The organism is Lacticaseibacillus thailandensis DSM 22698 = JCM 13996 (assembly GCF_001312865.1).
Classification (GTDB): domain Bacteria; phylum Bacillota; class Bacilli; order Lactobacillales; family Lactobacillaceae; genus Lacticaseibacillus; species Lacticaseibacillus thailandensis.
Window position 1 is genome coordinate 14,196 of the sequence record NZ_BBER01000008.1, and the last position, 16,964, is coordinate 31,159.

The window sequence follows — 16,964 nt, forward strand, 5'->3', positions numbered from 1 at the left end:
GGATCAATCACCTCAACCAGCCCAGGCCGTTGTCAGTTTGTGGTTAATGGCAACAATAAAAATGGCGGTACCAGTGAGCAAACGTTTGCTCACTGGTACCGCCGTGCATTTTCATCTATTACCCGTTAATCTAACGATACTTGTTGCTTATTAGCCTGGGTGACCTCGCTGTGGTGCGTACAGCTCAGCTCGTAGACTGCCCGTACGGCGTCGTCCGCCTGTTCGGCCGGCACACCCAGCATGATGCTGATCCGCGACGCACCCTGGTTGATCATCGTTGGCGCGATGCCCGCGTCGGCCAGGCTGACCATAATTCTGGCCAGCAGGTCGTTTTGTGCATAGAGCCCTTCGCCCACAATCATGAGGACGGCAAAGTCGTCGAACCAATCCAACTGGTCGGGCGCGATCTCCGCCTTGATGTCGGCCGTGATACCGCGCTTTTTGTCCGGTGACAACTGGCCCTTGTCGATGATCAGGGTCAGGTCGTCGATTCCTGACGGCATGTGTTCGTAGCTAACGTTGTACTTGCGCAGAATTTGTAGCAGGTGCAGGGTGAAGCCGACCTGTGTGTTGATGAGGTAGCGGTGCAGGTAGAGGCCCACAAAGTTGCGGTTGGCGGCCACCCCTGTGATGTGGTGGTGGTGGTTCACGTCTTTGGTGGGCGCGATGAACGTGCCCCGCGCTTCCGGATCATTGGTATTCTTCACGTTGACCCGGATACCCGCCTGGATCACGGGAATGATAGCTTCGTCATTAAAGACGGAGAAGCCGGAGTAGGCCAGTTCACGCATTTCGCGATAGGTCAGCGTGCGGATGGCACGGGGATGCTTGACGATGTGTGGGTCAACCGCGTACACGGAGGACACGTCGGTGAAGTTTTCGTACAGGTCGACGTTGAACCCCCGGGCGAGGATGGAACCGGTAATGTCGGATCCGCCGCGGGCAAAGGTGGCGATGTTACCATCCTTGTCGTAAGCAAAGAATCCTGGTACGACGATGATTTCGTCGGGGTGCAACTCAAACTGCGCGATCCGGGCGTAACTGTCATCGGTCACGGTCGCGGCGCGGGGTTCACCAGTGACGGTGATGCCTAGGTCGCGGGGGCCGACGAACCGTGCGTTGATGTCCTGATGGGCCATGACTTCAGCTACCAGCTGGGCGTTCATGAACTCGCCTTGAGCCATAAAGGCCGCGTACAGGTAGTCAGTGGTGGGGTAATTGCGGGCCGCCATGTCGCCGAGGTGGCGCCGCAACCGGTCAATGATGTCGGTGGGCACGCCAAAGTAGCGCGCGATGTCGACGTAGCGGCTGAGAATTTCTTCAGTAACGGGTTCGGTGTCCGTTCCGTCAACGACGGCGTCAGCGAGCTTGCTGAGTAGGTCAGTGACTTTGGTATCACCGGATTGACGTTTGCCGGGGGCGGAGACCACCATGATGCGGCGGTCAGCGTCTGCGGTTACGATGTTAATGGCCTTCTCGAGTTGTGGGCCTGTGGCCAGGGAGGAGCCACCGAATTTTACGACCTTCATGAACAATATGCCAACTTTCTCAAATGGTTTATATGATAACAATACTACATTGGGGCGGTGTTGCTACGCATAAATGTATGGGCGTATGTATATCTTATATTCACCTGCTAGTATACGAATCTCCACCCGCGGTAACAAGTCGGTGCGTTGAATCTGGGGTGGCAACAACTACATCTTTGGTCACCCCGCCGTCGTTCTGCTAGCACTCCTGGATTTTAACTACCAACTAGTTGTACCGTGAAACACCAGTTTAGCGTCAACGTTGGGTTGACAGAGTGCGTATATTAATTGTAACCTAACGATAATTAGAAAAGATAGAGGTTGCGGTTGCCATGAGTAGCGCGTCCAAGTTGATTACACTCAACGGTGCGGGCGCATGAAAGGGAAGACCGCCGAAATCAACTGGGCAAGTGTAAGCCTGGTTGGTTGGGCCACCGGTGAATAACCGCTGGACTGTCGCAGTTAACGGCTGCGGAGCGCTATCGTAAATCATTATGGACCAACGGTTTTTTTTAACGAAGACTTTGACAAGCCCATCTGGTATGCGAATAACGCACGCCGGATGGGCTTTTTCGTGCCATCTGAACGTGCTACCGTTCTGGCAACCGCCATGGTCAGCGCCCCCTCTATACCTTATAATATGCAGTAGTGTGTCCATTTGGTCGGACACGTAGTAATGACAATTGACGCGTAGGGGGTTTGGTTCATGCAGTCACAGCTGATCATCGTCCAACAAAATTATATATATCGCAGCATGCGGTAACGCACAACATCGCGGAGACGCGGAAGGCGGCACACGCCAAAACGGTCTTTCTGGCCGTGAAGGCGAACGCGTATGGTTTCGGGTTGCTCGAAATGAGTCGCGCCGCCGTGAATGGCGGTGCGGACGGGTTGGCGGTGGCCGTCCTGGACGAAGCACTAACGTTGCGGCAACACGGCTTTACGGTGCCCATCTTGGTGATGAGTATCGTGATGCCGCAGTACGCGGAGGAGTTAGCGGACAACGACCTGATTACGACCGTGGCCAGTGACCAGTGGCTCCACGACGCGCAGCCCTACTTGGCACAGGCAGCCCGGCCGCTCAAAGTATCGATGGGTATCGATACCGGTATGGGTCGGATCGGTTACCGTAGTCGCAAAGAAATGGACGCGAGCCTGCAGTTCATGCAGGACCATCCCCACGACTTTAACTACTACGGGCTGATGACCCACTTTTCCCAGGCAGACTCGTCCGAGGTCGACTACTTCCACAAGCAGCTGGCCCGCTGGCACGAGCTTACCGACACGTTTCCGCACCCGCCGATGGTGCACGTCGCCAACTCGGGGGCCGCGATGTACCATGCCGACGAAATCCCGACCGACGTCATCCGCGCTGGCACCGTGGTGTACGGCATTGAGCCGTCGTTGGGAGAGCTACGGGATGCTAGTTACCTGGAGCCGGTGCTAACGCTGACGACGCAACTGATCTTCGTCAAGCAGATGCATGCGGGTGACGGAATTTCCTACGGCCACATCTATGAGGCCAAAGAGGGCGAGTGGTCGGTACCATTCCGCTAGGTTATGGTGACGGTCTGACGCGGCGGCTGACTGGTGCTGAAGTGCTGGTCAACGGTCAGCGGTGCCAGATTTTGGGTAAGCTGGCCATGGACGCCATGATGATCCGGCTGCCCGGCCCGTTACCGTTAGGCACCAAGGTCACGGTGTTGGGTCGCGACGGGGATGAGGAAATCACCCTGGATGAGTGGGCTAACTTCACCGGCTTTGCCCCGTGGGAATTGTCGATCAACCTGAACGACCGGTTGATTCGTGAAATTAGTGATTAGAACACGTCGGTGCGCAATCGGGGCGCACCGTTAATGGAGGTATTGCATGACCATTCCGGTTTCAACGGACGCACAGGGGCGTCTGGCCATTGGTGGCGTCACTGCCAGTGAATTGGCGCGCGAGTTCGGTACGCCACTATATGCATATGACGTGGGCGTTATCCGCGCCAACATTCGCGCGTACCGGGCGGCGTTTGCGGCCCATCAGGTGGATTACACCGTCAGTTACGCCGCTAAGGCCTTTGCTACCATCGCCATGTTCCAGGTGGCGGTCAGTGAGGGTGCCCACCTCGACGTGGTATCAGGGGGCGAAATTGTGACCGCACAGCGCGCTGGGGTCAATATGGCTCACGTGTCGTTCAACGGTAACAATAAGTCTGACGCGGAACTGCAGCTGGCCCTGGATGCAGGGTTAGGTACGATTATCGTGGATAACCGCTTTGAGCTGAACCGCCTGGAAGAATTGGCGGCCGCCCGTCACGTGGTTCAGGATATCTTGCTACGTATTGCCCCGGACGTGTCGGCCCACACCCACGAGTACATCATGACGGGCCAAGCAGACAGTAAGTTTGGTTTTGACGTCGCCAGCGGGCAGGCACACGACGCGCTGATTGCCGCCCAGGCGGCCCCACACCTCAACTTGTTGGGCCTGCACGCCCACATTGGCTCGCAAATTTTTGCGGTTGATGGGTTCGTTGCGGAGGCGCAAAAGCTAGTCGACCTCGTTCGGGCGTGGGATTACGCCCCGCAAGTGTTGGATTTGGGCGGTGGCTTTGGCATTCAGTACACGGATGCCGACACGCCAATTCCCCCGACGGAGTTTGTGGACGCCCTCGTGTCGACAATCCAAACGGGGCTCGCCGACACGAATTGGACGCTGCCCGCTATTTGGATCGAGCCCGGGCGCTCCATCGTGGGTGCCGCCGGGATTACGCTATACACGGCCGGCGGGACCAAGCAGATTCCGGGTGTCCGGACGTACCAGACGGTCGACGGCGGGATGGGTGACAACATCCGTCCGGCTTTGTACCAAGCTGAATACGAAGCCGTGCTGGCCGACCGTCCGCACGCTGCAACCACGCAGGTCGTGACGTTAGCCGGTAAGTATTGTGAATCGGGTGACATCCTGGTTGAACGTGCGGCGCTGCCGCCAGTCGTACCGGGCGACATTCTGGCCGTACTCGCGACTGGCGCATATGGTTACTCCATGGCCTCGCACTACAACCGGAACCCGTTGCCCGCCGTCGTCTTTTGTGAGGACGGTCAGGCCCAAGTCGTGGTACGGCGCGAAACGTGGGCGGACCTCGTCGCCTTTGATGAACCATACCAGCACGATTAACATTGTGAATTAACCTTAAAAATTGATTGACGCAACCAACCATATAGGAGGAAGCAACACTATGGCACAACCATTTAACGCAGAACAGATTATCGAGTATATCGCCAACGCACCCAAGTCAACGCCGATGCACGTTGTTTTTGCTGGCGATACCAGCAACTGACCGCTGTACCGGCTGGCGTTGAGAGCTTTCTGGACGTCAAGACCGGTCAGCTATACGGCGACGCGGCTAGCATCAAGCCATGGCTGGACGCAAACAAAGCTGTAATTACCAACGCTCACGTTGAAGTGACCGGCCGTAACACCGGGGTGCCGATGCTCGACATTAGCAACATCAACGCGCGCATTGAGCCGGGTGCGATCATCCGTGAACACGTCACTATCGATGACAACGCCGTCATCATGATGGGGGCCGTCATCAACATTGGTTCTAAGATCGGTGAAGGTACCATGATCGACATGGGCGCCATCCTTGGTGGCCGTGCGACCGTGGGCAAGCACTGCCACATTGGTGCCGGGACCGTCCTGGCCGGCGTGGTCGAACCAGCGTCCGCCACACCCGTTATCGTTGAAGATGACGTTTTGATTGGCGCCAACGCGGTGGTGCTGGAAGGCATTCACATTGGCAAAGGTGCGGTTGTTGCTGCCGGTGCCGTGGTCATTGACGACGTGCCCGCCAATGCCGTGGTTGGCGGCGTGCCCGCCAAGGTCCTGAAGATGAAGGATGCCAAGACTGACAGCAAGACTGGGCTGATCGACGCACTGCGTCAGCTGTAGTTTTGGGCTGGCATAGCGTTAGTTGGGTTCAAGAAAAGGAGTTGTGTTTATGACAGACTTAGATGCCGACGCGTTGATCAAGATTCGACGCGACTTGCACCAAATTCCTGAGCTCGCGTTGCACGAAACGCGGACCCACGACTACCTCATGCAGCTGATCAAATCCTGCAAACGCCATGGATGACTATCAAAGGTGTGCCGGAAGTACCAACCGCCATCATGGTGCGGTTGGCCGGGACGGATCCGCTGCGAACGATTGGTTACCGTACCGATATTGACGCGTTGCCCGTCACTGAAGCCACCGGTTTGCCATTTGCTTCGACGATTCCAGGCCAGATGCACGCCTGCGGTCACGACGTACACATGACCGTGGCGCTGGGAATCCTCCAGCACTTTGCGGTCAACCAACCGCGTGACAACATGCTGTTCTTCTTCCAGCCTGCTGAGGAGGAAGATTACGGCGGTTACCGGGTCTACCAGGCGGGTGCGTTCAGCGGCGACTGGAAACCGGATGAATTCTTTGCCATTCACGACAATCCGGCCCTGCCAGCCGGTCAGCTGGCCACGCGGCAGGGGACGCTGTTTGCCGGAACTACGGAAATTTACATTACCTTCCGTGGCCTGAGTGGGCACGCGGCGTACCCGCAACGGGCCAAAGACCCACTGGTAGCGGCGGCAGCTTCGTGATGCAGGTGCAAACGATTGTGTCCCGTAACGTGGACCCGCTGCGTGGCGGGGTCGTCACGATTGGCGAGTTGCACGCCGGGACGGTGCCGAACATCATTCCCGGTGAGGCGTCATTGATGGGGACCATCCGGGCATTCCGGCAGTCGGATATTGAGATGATGCAGCAACGTGTGCGTGACATTGCTAACGGGGTCGGCGCCACGTACGGCATCGATGTGGACCTTAAGCTGATCCAGGGCGGATACATGCCGGTAGAAAACGCGCCCGAACAGACGGCGGACATGATGCAGTTCATGGCTGGCGATCCGCAGACCGACTTTGCGGAGGCAGAACCAGCGATGACCGGGGAGGATTTTGGCTTCCTGACGCAGAAGTTCCCGGGCACCATGGCGTGGCTCGGGGTCAACGACCCGGAGCACACGCTACACAGCGATAAGCTGAGTCCGGACGAGGCGTCCATCAAACCCGGCGTCGACGCCTTCATCCGCTTCTTCGAACACCGGATGCAGTAGTAGTTGGCGTGTGCCGCGAGCACAGATTCACGCGTCCACGGCGGCGGCCAACGCCACCAGCCGGTACCAAAACCAAACTAATTTAAAACGTTCACAACCAGAAAAAAAAGTGCTATCATTTGTGTTTCAAGAAAGGACGGAGAATATGTTTGAGAATGAACCGATTATGACGGCCATCATCACGCCGTTTACTGATGATGACCAAATCGATTTCGACGCCTTGGACAAGTTGGCCGACCGGCTGATCCACGAACACACCAACGGATTCGTTGTTGGTGCTACTACCGGTGAGGCACCAACCTTGACCCATGACGAAAAGATTGCGTTGTTCCAACACTTTACCAAGCACGTTGCCGGCCGCGCGAGCGTCGTCGCCAACGTGGGGACTAACAGCACCGCCGCTTCCGTGGCCTTTGCCAAAGAGGTTAGTGCAATCTCCGGGGTCGACGCCGTACTGGCGGTCAACCCGTTTTACAACAAGCCGAGCCAGGCGGGGATGGTGGCCCACTTTGAAGCCATCGCCGACGCTTCGGCGGTACCAGTGATCATCTACAACATTCCGGGACGCACGGTGGTCAAGCTGGACAACGATACGCTCGTCCAGCTGGCTAAGTACCCGAACATTGGCGGCGTAAAGCAGTGCACGACCGTGGACGACTTGGCTACCTGGTTCAGCACACGCCGGACGACTTTGCCGTCTACACCGGTGAGGACGGCCAGACGCTTGGTGCCATTAAGAGCGGTGCCCGCGGAGTGATCTCCGTGGCTTCCCACCTCTACGGCGAGCGAATGTACCAAATGATTACCGACTACCAGGCCGGCAAGACCGATGTCGCTCAGGAAACGATGGACTGGCTGCTGCCCCGGATGGACGCGTTGTTCGCCTACCCATCCCCAGAGCCAGTGAAGATGGCGTTGGCAAAGCGTGGCGAGATCAAGAACAACCTGCGTTTGCCCATGATTCCGTTGAACGACGCCGAGACACAGCACGTACTATCAGTATTGGAGGGTTAATTTTTTTATGACAACAGTATTTGTATCTGGTGCTTCCGGGAAGATGGGCCGTAGGGTAGCACACATGTTGCAGGCTACCGACGACATCCAGGTTGTTGGCGGACTGGACCGTGCCGCGAGCGATGCTGAAGATTTCCCCATTTTTGGTAGCACCGACGACATTAACGTGACCGCGGATGTGTGGGTGGACTTCACCATCCCCACTGCAGCCCGCAAGAATGCTGAATATTCCCTGACCCACGGTTTTGATACCGTCATCGGGACTAGTGGCATGAGTAACGATGATTTTGACGCCTTAGGCAAACTGGCTGCAGCTAACAACCGCAAGGTAATGATCGTGCCGAACTTTGCCATTTCTGCCGTACTAATGATGCAATTTGCTGCTAAGGCCGCAAAGTACATGCCGGACGCTGAAGTGGTGGAAATCCACCACAGTGACAAGGTCGACGCACCGTCTGGGACTGCCCGGGCCACGGCGCAGGCCATCAACAAGGCCCGCACCGCCAAGCCAATTGCACCCAAGCAGACGGACGCACCGGCGCGTGGTGAGTGGATTGACAACGTGCCGGTCCACGCACTGCGCTTACCAGGTTACGTGGCGCAGGAAGAAGTCATCTTTGGTGCCGAGGGCGAAAGCCTGAGCATCAGCCAAGTATCCTATGATCGTTCCTCGTTCATGGCCGGGATCCGTTTGGCCGTCCGCAAAGTGGCGACGTTGCCTAACGCCCTGACGGTGGGCCTGGATTCATTGCTGTAACAACCTACGCGCTCAGAAAGAAGACTAATTGTTATGCCAGAACTAAAGTCTAGCATCACGGGACTCGGCAACCAGGCGTTAAGCACGGTCCCACCGTCCGCCATCCGGGCGGTTGATAACAAAATTTCTAACATCCCCGGTATTATCAAACTGACGCTGGGGGAGCCGGACTTTGCGGTTCCGGAACACATCAAGGAGGCCACCAAAGCGGCGATCGACGCCAACTGGTCACACTACGCACCGTCCTTTGGTTACCTAGAATTGCGTGAGCAAATCAGCCAGTACCTGGCCGACCGCTTTGACGCCCACTACCAGGCTGACGGTGAAGTTGTGGTGACGGTGGGTGCAACTGAAGCCATTTTTGCCACCATTAGGGGGTTGTTCAACCCCGGTGATACCATCATTGTGCCAACCCCAGAATTTCCGCTGTACGCCAACGTGGCGGCCATCTGTGGCCTGAACGTGGTCACGGTCAGCACGGCGCCGGAGTTTGTCCTGACGCCGGCACGGTTACGCGCGACGTTAGCGGCGCACCCGGAGGCTAAAGCCATCGTGTTGAACTACCCGAACAACCCGACTGGTGCGACCTATACGCACGAACAAGTGCGCGCAGTAGCCCAAATTTTGGCGGATACGGACCTGGTGGTCCTGTCCGACGAAATATACGCGGAGCTGACCTACCGGGAGGACCATATCAGTATGGGGCACCTGTTGCCCGAGCAGACGATCCTGATCAGCGGTTTTTCCAAGTCGCACGCGATGACCGGTTACCGGGTCGGTTACGTGGCCGGTCCGGCCGCATTGATCAAGCTGGTGGGGAAGATGCACCAGTTCCTGGTCACCACGGCCGCTAGCCCGATGATGAAGGCGGCGGAGGAAGCGTTACGGCATGGCCGGACGGACGGCACGGATATGCGTGACATCTACCGTCAGCGCCGCGACCTGATTATGGGCGCGTTGAGCAAAGCGGGCTTTACTGCACCGACGCCAGCCGGGGCGTTCTACGTGTTCGCAAAGATTCCGGCGACGATGCCGCAGGATGATGTGCAGTTTGTGTATGATTTGGCTGAGCGGGCCAAAGTCGGAGTGGTTCCCGGGTCCGTCTTTGGTCCCGGCGGTGAGGGCTACATTCGCTTGTCGTACGCCGCGTCAACGGAGAACCTGGAGGAAGCCGGACGGCGGATCCAGGCATACGCAGCTGACTTAGTCGATTAATTGACAGTAAATGGGAGATTTGATCATGACAGAAAAGCAGTATGTAGTAGCAATTTTGGGTGCCACTGGGGCCGTGGGTACCCGGATGATCCAGCAGTTGGAACAGTCCACCATTCCGGTGAAGGAAGTGCACCTGTTGGCTTCCTACCGGTCCGCCGGTAAGACGCTTTACTTCAAGGGTGAACCCGTTACCGTTGAAGAAGCCAAGCCCGAATCCTTTGACGGTGTGGACCTGGTCCTGTCCTCAGCTGGTGGGTCCGTATCCGCAAAGCTGTTGCCTGAAGCCGTGAAGCGCGGGGCGGTTTGCGTGGACAACACCTCTTACTTCCGGATGAATGACGACGTACCGTTGGTTGTACCTGAAGTCAACGAGGATGCGTTGGAGGGTCACAACGGGATCATTGCCAACCCGAACTGCTCAACCATCCAGATGGTGGTGGCGCTGGAACCCGTACGGCAGAAGTTTGGGCTGAAGCGGATCATCGTGTCGACCTATCAGGCAGCTGGTGGTGCTGGCCAGTCCGCCATCAATGAGCTGAAGCGTGAAGCGCAGGAATACCTAGACGGCAAATCGATGAACGCCGAAATTTTGCCGGTCAAAGGGGCCAAGAAGCACTACCCACTAGCCTTCAACCTGTTGCCACAGATCGACGTCTTTGAAGACGATGGTTACACGCACGAAGAGTGGAAGATGATCCACGAAACCAAGAAGATTATGTTGGGCGACAAGAATTCTCCAGACATCAAGGTCACGGCTACCTGTGTGCGGGTACCCGTACCGGTTGGCCACGGTGAGTCCGTATGGTTTGAAGTCGGTGATGGCAACACGCCTACGCCGGACGAACTGCGGGCCGCAATGGCTGATTTCCCTGGTTTGGTGGTTCAGGACGACCCCGCGACGCAGTTGTACCCACAGCCACAGACGGCCGAGGGTAGCCGCGACACCTTTGTCGGCCGGATTCGTCCGGACCTCGAAACAAAGGGTGCGTACAACTCCTGGGTGGTTTCTGACAACCTGCTCAAGGGTGCGGCCTGGAACGCGGTCCAAATTGCGGAGTGCCTTGTGCGTCGCGATCTGGTGCGCGTGCCTGAAGGTGGCGCCGCTAAGTTTAACTAACGCGAATTGACATTGACGGGGCATACCGCGTGGTATGCCCCGTTTGCGTGGTGGTAGTCGATTATCGTGGATCCAACCGCCATCACCCAGAAATGCGTACGTAGGTATAAAATAAATCCTAAACTAACGGAGGCTAACACATTGCGGGTATTACTGACTGGAGATAGCTTAATGGCACGGCGCGAGGACGCGCACGGGCCGCTGATCAACAAGGCGTTGCGTAACCGGCGGCCAGGATTGGTCGTGGACAACACGGCGGTCAGCGGCGACCAAACGCCGGACCTCTTAGCGCGTGTGGATTACGACGTGGTTCAGCGGCCGCACGCCGACTGGGTGTTTGTGCTGATCGGCACCAATGACGCGGCGGCACACAAGTTGGTGCCACTCGCGCAATTTCGGGTCAACCTGGAGCAGATCGTGGCGCGCATCGTCGCGGTATATTCGGCCGATCGCGTGGTGCTGATCACGCCGCCACCAGTTAATGAACGGTTGCAGCGCCACCGAAGCAACGCGCGCATTCAGCAGTACGGTCAGGTGTTGAGCAAAGTCGCGGCGGCATATGACGCACGGGTGTTGGACCTCTACCACCTGTTTATGGTCACTCCCAATCTGGAAGCTACGGTGGACGGAGGCCTCCATGACGGGTTACACTTCGGCAAGTTTGGTTACGGCATCCTGCTGATGCGATGCTCAGGTTAATGGACGGAGCGACAAATTAGCGTCCTTTCCGGGCAGTGGCGTCGCTGGCGGACCGGTACAGCCGGCAATACGCATTTAGGCGCCTTTTTTCGGCAAATTTGCTGCTCATGTCACAAAGTGCACGTGCCGGACTTATAATTGACTTGCAGAGTGGGGTGTCGGCGTAATTGGCCAACTTGGTCGAATGAAGGAGCTGATAGTGATGTGGGAGCAAATTACCGGTTTAGTTGTTCTACTAGGTGCGGTGTGGCAGTTCTGGATTACCAGACAAACTTTTCGTGGGGTACGCGACCACGGCAACGCCGGTACCAGTCCGTTTATAGGGTTTGGTCTATGGTACAGCGTCGTGTTTGGGGTGCTTCTCCTCGGTGTGGGCATCGCGCTGGTGTTACGCTTATTCTAATAATTAATAAAAAAAGTATCAGCCGCAGATTCGTGGCTGATACTTTTTGGACTATTACGGGGTACTTATTACTGTTGCCGGTGGTCGAGCCGCCAGAAGACGAAAATCGTGATGCAGTAAACGAGTAGCAAGACGATCCAGTAAACAAACGGGATGGTGGCGCCGATTACGGTCATGACTAGCTGGAACACAAAGAAGATGAGGAAGAACACCCCGATGATCGGCCAGGCCTTGGTCCGTGCTTCACGGTCGGCGAGGATGGCGCTGCCGACAGGGAAGATGGCGATGTACAGCAAGGCCAGGGAACCAATAACGGCTAGACCAAATGAACCGGTGTGGGTGAGCCAAATCGACGCAAGGACGAGTGCCGTATAGACAATGGTATTGTATGTAAAACGTAAGCGTAACAAGAGTGGTGCCTCCAGTTTGTCCCGGCGTGCGGCCGGGTCATTTGTTTATCGACCATTATATCAAAAAAAAGAATGCGGTTACTTTGCATGGTGCTGTTCAATCAGCCACAAACTGACTAGGGCCAGCAGGTACAACACGCCAGTTAACGTCCACGTAATGGGACCGGTGGCTACGATGTACACCCGTACTAGCGTGTACAAAACGAGGTAGAGGACGTAGGGCCCAGCCAGCCGACCCAAAATGTGGACCCGTTCGTCGGCATTAGGAACCAGGGCGGTGCCGACGGGGCCCATCACGATCAGCAGGATACCCAGCAGCGGCAACACCCCCAGCCAAAACCCAGGGGTGTAGTGGCCGAACTTGGCCGTGATGGGTTCGATCCAGCCGAGGAAGATGGCAAAGGCGCTGAAAACTAGGGCGCTGTAAGCAAAAGTACGGTGGCGCACGGTGAGGCCTCCTTAACGTAGCGAGATAGTGGTGCTGAGTTGTCACAATCATTGTACAGCTTTGCGGTGACAAGCACTGAGGCGAACTGTAGCTAATTGAGCGTCAAATCCCGGCGCCGGTAGGTTAGTGTACCAGCCAGGAGTAGTGCTAGCCCCAGTCCGACCATCCAGCTAAAGGTGGGCCAGGCTACCTGCACGATGGGCACGTGGTTCACCCAACCATATGGCGTGATGCGCTGGCACCACTTGGGTAGATCAACTAGTGGCCCCAGGTACAGGGAAAAGACCCCGTAAATGGGGCAGACCCAAACCAGGTTTTGGGTTAGGGGCCAGCAACCTACTGACGGCGTTAGACCACGCCGGTTGACCAAAAATACTGGCATGACCGGACGTGGCGCGCAACTGGCCCAGTAAGATCCGGATGGTGGTGGACTTACCAGCCCCATTTGGCCCGATGAACCCAAAGACTTCTCCCGGATGAATCGTGAAGGTGACGTTGGTGAGTGCTTGGAACTTACCAAAACGTTTGGTGAGGTGATCAAGCTGTACAACTTCGGTCATGAATAGGCCTCCTTCAGCCGGTCCTGCGGCCTTGATGGCCTCAGTGTAGGCGGTTGCAAGTGGGGCGCCAACGGTTATTGGTTGATACACCGTGGATGGTTACCGTCCTGGTTCGGAAACAAAAACAAGCTCAGCAACGGGAAATCCCGGTGTTGAGCCTGTTGTGGGGTGAATGCTGCGTTAGTGGGGCTACTAGCGGGCTTGGCAACGAGCTGTGCGGACCAGAAAGCCCTGATGCTCGCGCTTCCTACCCGCGGGCTCTACTTGCTTAACCTCGCTGCTGCCTCTTCATCAATGAACAGAATCACGTTGTTATGCTTCTGCAGTACGGAGGCTGGCACGTCCTCTGTCACTGGACCTCGACTGTGGCCTTAATGGCGTCCGCCTTGTCTTCACCGAAGGCCAGCAGGATGATTTGCTTGCTCTTCATGATGGAACCAATGCCCATTGAAATGGCGTAACGTGGTACATCTTCTTCGTGTTCAAAGAAGCGGGCGTTAGCGTCAATCGTTGACTGGGTCAACGCTACTTTGTGCGTGCCACCGTCAAACGGCGTCCCCGGTTCGTTGAAACCAATGTGGCCGTTGCGCCCAATTCCCAATAACTGAATGTCGATTGGGTGTTCCTCAATGATGCGGTCATAGTCCTTGGCGGCCTGTTCAATGTCTGCCGCCTGGCCGTCCGGCACGAAGCTTTGCTTGAATGGCTTCTTACTGAACAGGTGCTGGTTCATGAAGTAGTGGTAACTCTGGTCGTTCTTGGGGTCCAAGCCCACGTATTCGTCCAGGTTAACGCTGGTCATGTGGGAGAAGTCCAGGTCACTACTCGTCATGTCGTCGTACAGGTCGACGGGGGAGCTACCCGTAGCCAGACCCAAAGTCTGAATGCCATGGTTCATCGCGTCCTTAATTACTTCAAATGCTGCCTTGCTTGCCGCTGCCTTACCATCAAATACACGTACGTCCATGATGTTATCCTCCTCGGTTGTGCTCTCTCTTTTGGTCTATACCAATAATAGTTCCATCGGGGGTAAAAGTCAACCCTTGGGGCATAGTGACCTGACAGTAAAAAGCCCTACCAACCATACAAGGTTGGTGGGGCTTTTTACGGTTGGTGTTACTTATCGCTCGGTTCAGGGTGTGCCGCCCAGAATTGCGTCAGCGTTTGCGCGAGTTCACGCGTGCTGCGCGTGGTCGCCGTGACCTGCCAGTGGGCGGGTAGTAACTGCCGGTAACGCGGCTCGTTAAAGCGTGCGTCCAGCAACAGGATGACCCCGACATCGTGTGCACCCCGAATCACGCGACCCCCCGCCTGGAGGACGTTGTTCAGCCCGGGCAACTGGTAGGCGTAGGCAAAGCCCTGGCCGTTACGTTGTTGGTAGTAATTTTTGATCCGGTCAGTTTCGCTGGACAACCCCGGGAGGCCCACCGACACGATGGCAACGCCAATGAGCGCCTGCCCCCGCAGGTCGATACCCTCGGCAAAGCTACCCCCGAGGACAGCGAAGCAACAACAGGTGGCTGGCCGGGGGCAAAGGCGTCCAGGAACCCTTGGCGTTCCGCCGCGGACATCGCACTACGTTGGGTGACCACGTCGAGCTTCGGGTTGGCCCGCACAAAGGCGTCGTGCACGGTTTGTAGGTAAGCGTAGGAGGGGCAAAAGACCAGGTAGTGACCGGCCCGCGCCGTCACTAAGACCGTCAGCGCCGCAATCAACGCTGGTAAGCTCCTGGTGCGCTCCCGGTAGGTAGTCTGCACGTTGCTGGCAATGACCACCGCTTGGTTGGCCGGCGGGAAGGGTGAAGGCAACGTGTAGGCGAGGCTGTTCTCGACGCCCCCAAGCACATCTTGGTAGTAGTTCATGGGCGTCAGGGTGGCGGAAAATAGCACCGCCCCGTGGCCGAGGGCCAACCGCGCGTCGACGAACTCGCTGGGGTTGAGGCACATTTGCTTGACCGTGATGTCATCACCGGTACGGGCGACGCGGGTTTCGAAGGCGTCGTCGTACAGCTCCGCAATTTTGAGGTAGGTGTTGGCGGCAAAGAAAGCGTCGAGCCCGGCGTCCTGCACCTGGTCGACTGCCGGTGACTTTTCGGCTTCCAACCATTCGTGAAACTGGGTGGCAAAGGCGTCCAGACTGTCGATCAACGGGTCGATGGGGTCCGCTTGGAAGTGTTCGTCCTGTTGGAGGTTCGCGTCGAGTACGTCAAACGTGTCCTCCACCCCGCGGATACTCTTGCGCAGGCGGGTGATGCGACCACCTTTGAGTCCCTTCAGTGCGGGGAGAATGTCCGCAAAGGCTTGGCGGGATACCGCCGCACTGTACATGTCGCGGGCGCGGTCCACCAGGTTGTGGGCTTCGTCCACCAGAAAGCAGTTTTCGGGGTCGGGATTAGCAAAAAAAGCGTTGCAAAAACACCCGCGGGTCGAACAGGTAGTTATAGTCGCAGATAATGACGTCACAAAAGAGGCTCGCGTCGAGGGAAAACTCGAACGGGTCGACCGTGTGCTTTTGGGCGTATTCTTCGACCACGGCCCGGGTGATGCGGTCGTTGTGCGCCAACATGTCCAGAAGGGCTGGCTTCAACCGGTCGTAATAACCCAGCATGTACGGATTTTGCGTTGGCTCGTCCGGTTCATCGTCAAACCGGATGGTGTCGCGGGCCGTGATGGTGATACTTTTGGCCACCAGGCCGGCATCCCCCATCAGGGTCATCGCGTCCTCGGCGACGTGCCGGGTGGCGGCTTTGGCCGTCAGGTAGAACGCCCGGTTAATCAAGCCCGCCCCCATGGCCTTGACCGCGGGAAACAGGGTGGAAATGGTCTTGCCGGTACCAGTGGGCGCCTGCACGAACAGACGCTGGCCGGTGTAGATGGTTTTGTATACGGCCCCGGCAAAGTCGTGTTGGCCGGCACGAAACTCAGGAAACGGAAACTTGAGAGCCGCGGCCGTCTCGTTACGGCGGTTAATGATGTCGCTGCGTAACTTGATCCAGCTGGCAAATTCCTTAATGAGGGCCGCATACTGGGTGGCGAGTTCTTCGGCGGTGTACTCGCGGCGATGGTGACTTTCGTCCTGATTTCGCGTGTTGACGTAGATGAGGTCGATGGTCAGCTCCGGTAGGTCCCGGTCCTGGCATAGATAGTGCCCGTACGTTGCTGCCTGGGCCCAGTACCGGTCAATGGTGTTGGCGGTCAGTTGGTCAAAATCGCGGGCCGACGTCTTGATTTCTTCCAGCACGACCGGTCCGTCCGGGAACGTAATGACCCCGTCGGCCCGGCCGTCGATGGTGTAGTCCGCCCCAGCAATGGTTTCGTCACGTTTAAGGTAGACCTCGGCTTCGTATTCATAGTCGGCGTTGTCGGCGTGTGCGTCCTGTATCCGCCGGTGAATGCGGCTACCCATCATGGCGGTATTATTGCTGGCTTGCGTAACTGGGTTGAGGTCACCGCTGCGGACGGTAAATTCAACTAGTTCGCGGACGCCAATTCTGGTTGTGGGCATTCACCACGCCTCCTTTACTATTACTAGGGCTATCGTATCCCAATTTTAAGGGGTTGATGGTAGCCGCGTGGTCAAGGGTACTTGCGTCATTCAGTATAGAGGTTTCAACAGTGCCTGACTACTAACAACCTTGCAGGGGGTGCGGGGGTTCGATATGATGAGTGCAGGTA

General features: G+C 57.0%; 12 protein-coding genes, 6 pseudogenes and 1 riboswitch. Of the genes and pseudogenes, 11 read left to right on the forward strand and 7 right to left on the reverse strand.

What is annotated here, in order from left to right; translation table 11 throughout:
- Positions 1-125 precede the first annotated feature (125 nt).
- A complete protein-coding gene (locus tag JCM13996_RS08710; protein WP_082383906.1) occupies positions 126-1,529 on the reverse strand; it encodes an aspartate kinase in 1,404 nt (467 codons plus the stop codon).
- Positions 1,530-1,836: 307 nt separating this feature from the next.
- A riboswitch (Lysine riboswitch) is annotated at positions 1,837-2,019 on the forward strand.
- 209 nt (positions 2,020-2,228) lie between these two features.
- Here JCM13996_RS08710 and alr point away from each other — a divergent pair.
- The 11 genes and pseudogenes from alr (at position 2,229) to JCM13996_RS08760 (ending at position 11,872) form a co-directional block, all read left to right on the forward strand.
- Positions 2,229-3,086 (forward strand): alanine racemase, encoded by an 858-nt coding sequence (alr, locus tag JCM13996_RS08715; RefSeq protein ID WP_369395711.1) that lies wholly within the window; start codon positions 2,229-2,231, stop codon positions 3,084-3,086.
- Complete coding sequence (locus JCM13996_RS12995) at positions 3,065-3,352, forward strand: alanine racemase C-terminal domain-containing protein (RefSeq protein WP_369395712.1); 288 nt, start codon at positions 3,065-3,067, stop codon at positions 3,350-3,352. Before alr ends, JCM13996_RS12995 begins: the two co-directional genes overlap by 22 nt.
- A gap of 52 nt (positions 3,353-3,404) precedes the next feature.
- The gene (gene lysA, locus JCM13996_RS08720; protein ID WP_156321938.1) at positions 3,405-4,691 is read left to right on the forward strand and encodes a diaminopimelate decarboxylase; all 1,287 of its coding nucleotides are present in this window, start codon (positions 3,405-3,407) and stop codon (positions 4,689-4,691) included.
- 61 nt (positions 4,692-4,752) lie between these two features.
- Positions 4,753-5,468 (forward strand): annotated as a pseudogene (gene dapD / locus JCM13996_RS08725) (2,3,4,5-tetrahydropyridine-2,6-dicarboxylate N-acetyltransferase).
- A 49-nt stretch (positions 5,469-5,517) separates the two neighbouring features.
- A pseudogene (locus JCM13996_RS08730) lies at positions 5,518-6,667 on the forward strand (N-acetyldiaminopimelate deacetylase).
- A gap of 166 nt (positions 6,668-6,833) precedes the next feature.
- Positions 6,834-7,681: pseudogene (gene dapA / locus JCM13996_RS08735) on the forward strand (4-hydroxy-tetrahydrodipicolinate synthase).
- Positions 7,682-7,688: 7 nt separating this feature from the next.
- Entirely contained in the window at positions 7,689-8,438 is a 750-nt protein-coding gene (gene dapB, locus JCM13996_RS08740; protein ID WP_054750841.1) for a 4-hydroxy-tetrahydrodipicolinate reductase, read from the forward strand.
- A 33-nt stretch (positions 8,439-8,471) separates the two neighbouring features.
- Positions 8,472-9,653 carry an aminotransferase class I/II-fold pyridoxal phosphate-dependent enzyme gene (locus tag JCM13996_RS08745; RefSeq protein ID WP_054750842.1) on the forward strand — a complete coding sequence of 394 codons (1,182 nt, stop codon included), beginning with the start codon at positions 8,472-8,474 and terminating at the stop codon, positions 9,651-9,653.
- A 25-nt stretch (positions 9,654-9,678) separates the two neighbouring features.
- A complete protein-coding gene (locus JCM13996_RS08750; protein ID WP_054750843.1) occupies positions 9,679-10,770 on the forward strand; it encodes an aspartate-semialdehyde dehydrogenase in 1,092 nt (363 codons plus the stop codon).
- 66 nt (positions 10,771-10,836) lie between these two features.
- Positions 10,837-11,469 carry a GDSL-type esterase/lipase family protein gene (locus tag JCM13996_RS08755; protein ID WP_263848906.1) on the forward strand — a complete coding sequence of 211 codons (633 nt, stop codon included), beginning with the start codon at positions 10,837-10,839 and terminating at the stop codon, positions 11,467-11,469.
- 202 nt (positions 11,470-11,671) lie between these two features.
- Complete coding sequence (locus tag JCM13996_RS08760) at positions 11,672-11,872, forward strand: hypothetical protein (RefSeq protein ID WP_054750845.1); 201 nt, start codon at positions 11,672-11,674, stop codon at positions 11,870-11,872.
- Positions 11,873-11,940: 68 nt separating this feature from the next.
- On the opposite strand, the gene JCM13996_RS08765 is transcribed toward JCM13996_RS08760, so the two are convergent.
- From JCM13996_RS08765 to JCM13996_RS08785, 6 genes and pseudogenes are all read right to left on the reverse strand, one after another.
- Complete coding sequence (locus JCM13996_RS08765; protein WP_054750846.1) at positions 11,941-12,282, reverse strand: hypothetical protein; 342 nt, start codon at positions 12,280-12,282, stop codon at positions 11,941-11,943.
- A gap of 78 nt (positions 12,283-12,360) precedes the next feature.
- Positions 12,361-12,729 carry a hypothetical protein gene (locus JCM13996_RS08770; RefSeq protein ID WP_054750847.1) on the reverse strand — a complete coding sequence of 123 codons (369 nt, stop codon included), beginning with the start codon at positions 12,727-12,729 and terminating at the stop codon, positions 12,361-12,363.
- A gap of 92 nt (positions 12,730-12,821) precedes the next feature.
- Positions 12,822-13,175, reverse strand: a complete 354-nt coding sequence (locus JCM13996_RS13300; protein ID WP_500778415.1) for an efflux permease Rv1217c-related protein — start codon at positions 13,173-13,175, stop codon at positions 12,822-12,824.
- Positions 13,084-13,290 (reverse strand): annotated as a pseudogene (locus JCM13996_RS08775) (ATP-binding cassette domain-containing protein); the annotation flags it as partial. The gene JCM13996_RS13300 and the pseudogene JCM13996_RS08775, both read right to left, overlap by 92 nt.
- A 260-nt stretch (positions 13,291-13,550) precedes the next feature.
- Positions 13,551-14,257, reverse strand: a pseudogene (locus tag JCM13996_RS08780) (glucosamine-6-phosphate deaminase).
- Between the two features lie 149 nt (positions 14,258-14,406).
- Positions 14,407-16,794 (reverse strand): annotated as a pseudogene (locus JCM13996_RS08785) (helicase C-terminal domain-containing protein).
- Positions 16,795-16,964: the final 170 nt, after the last annotated feature.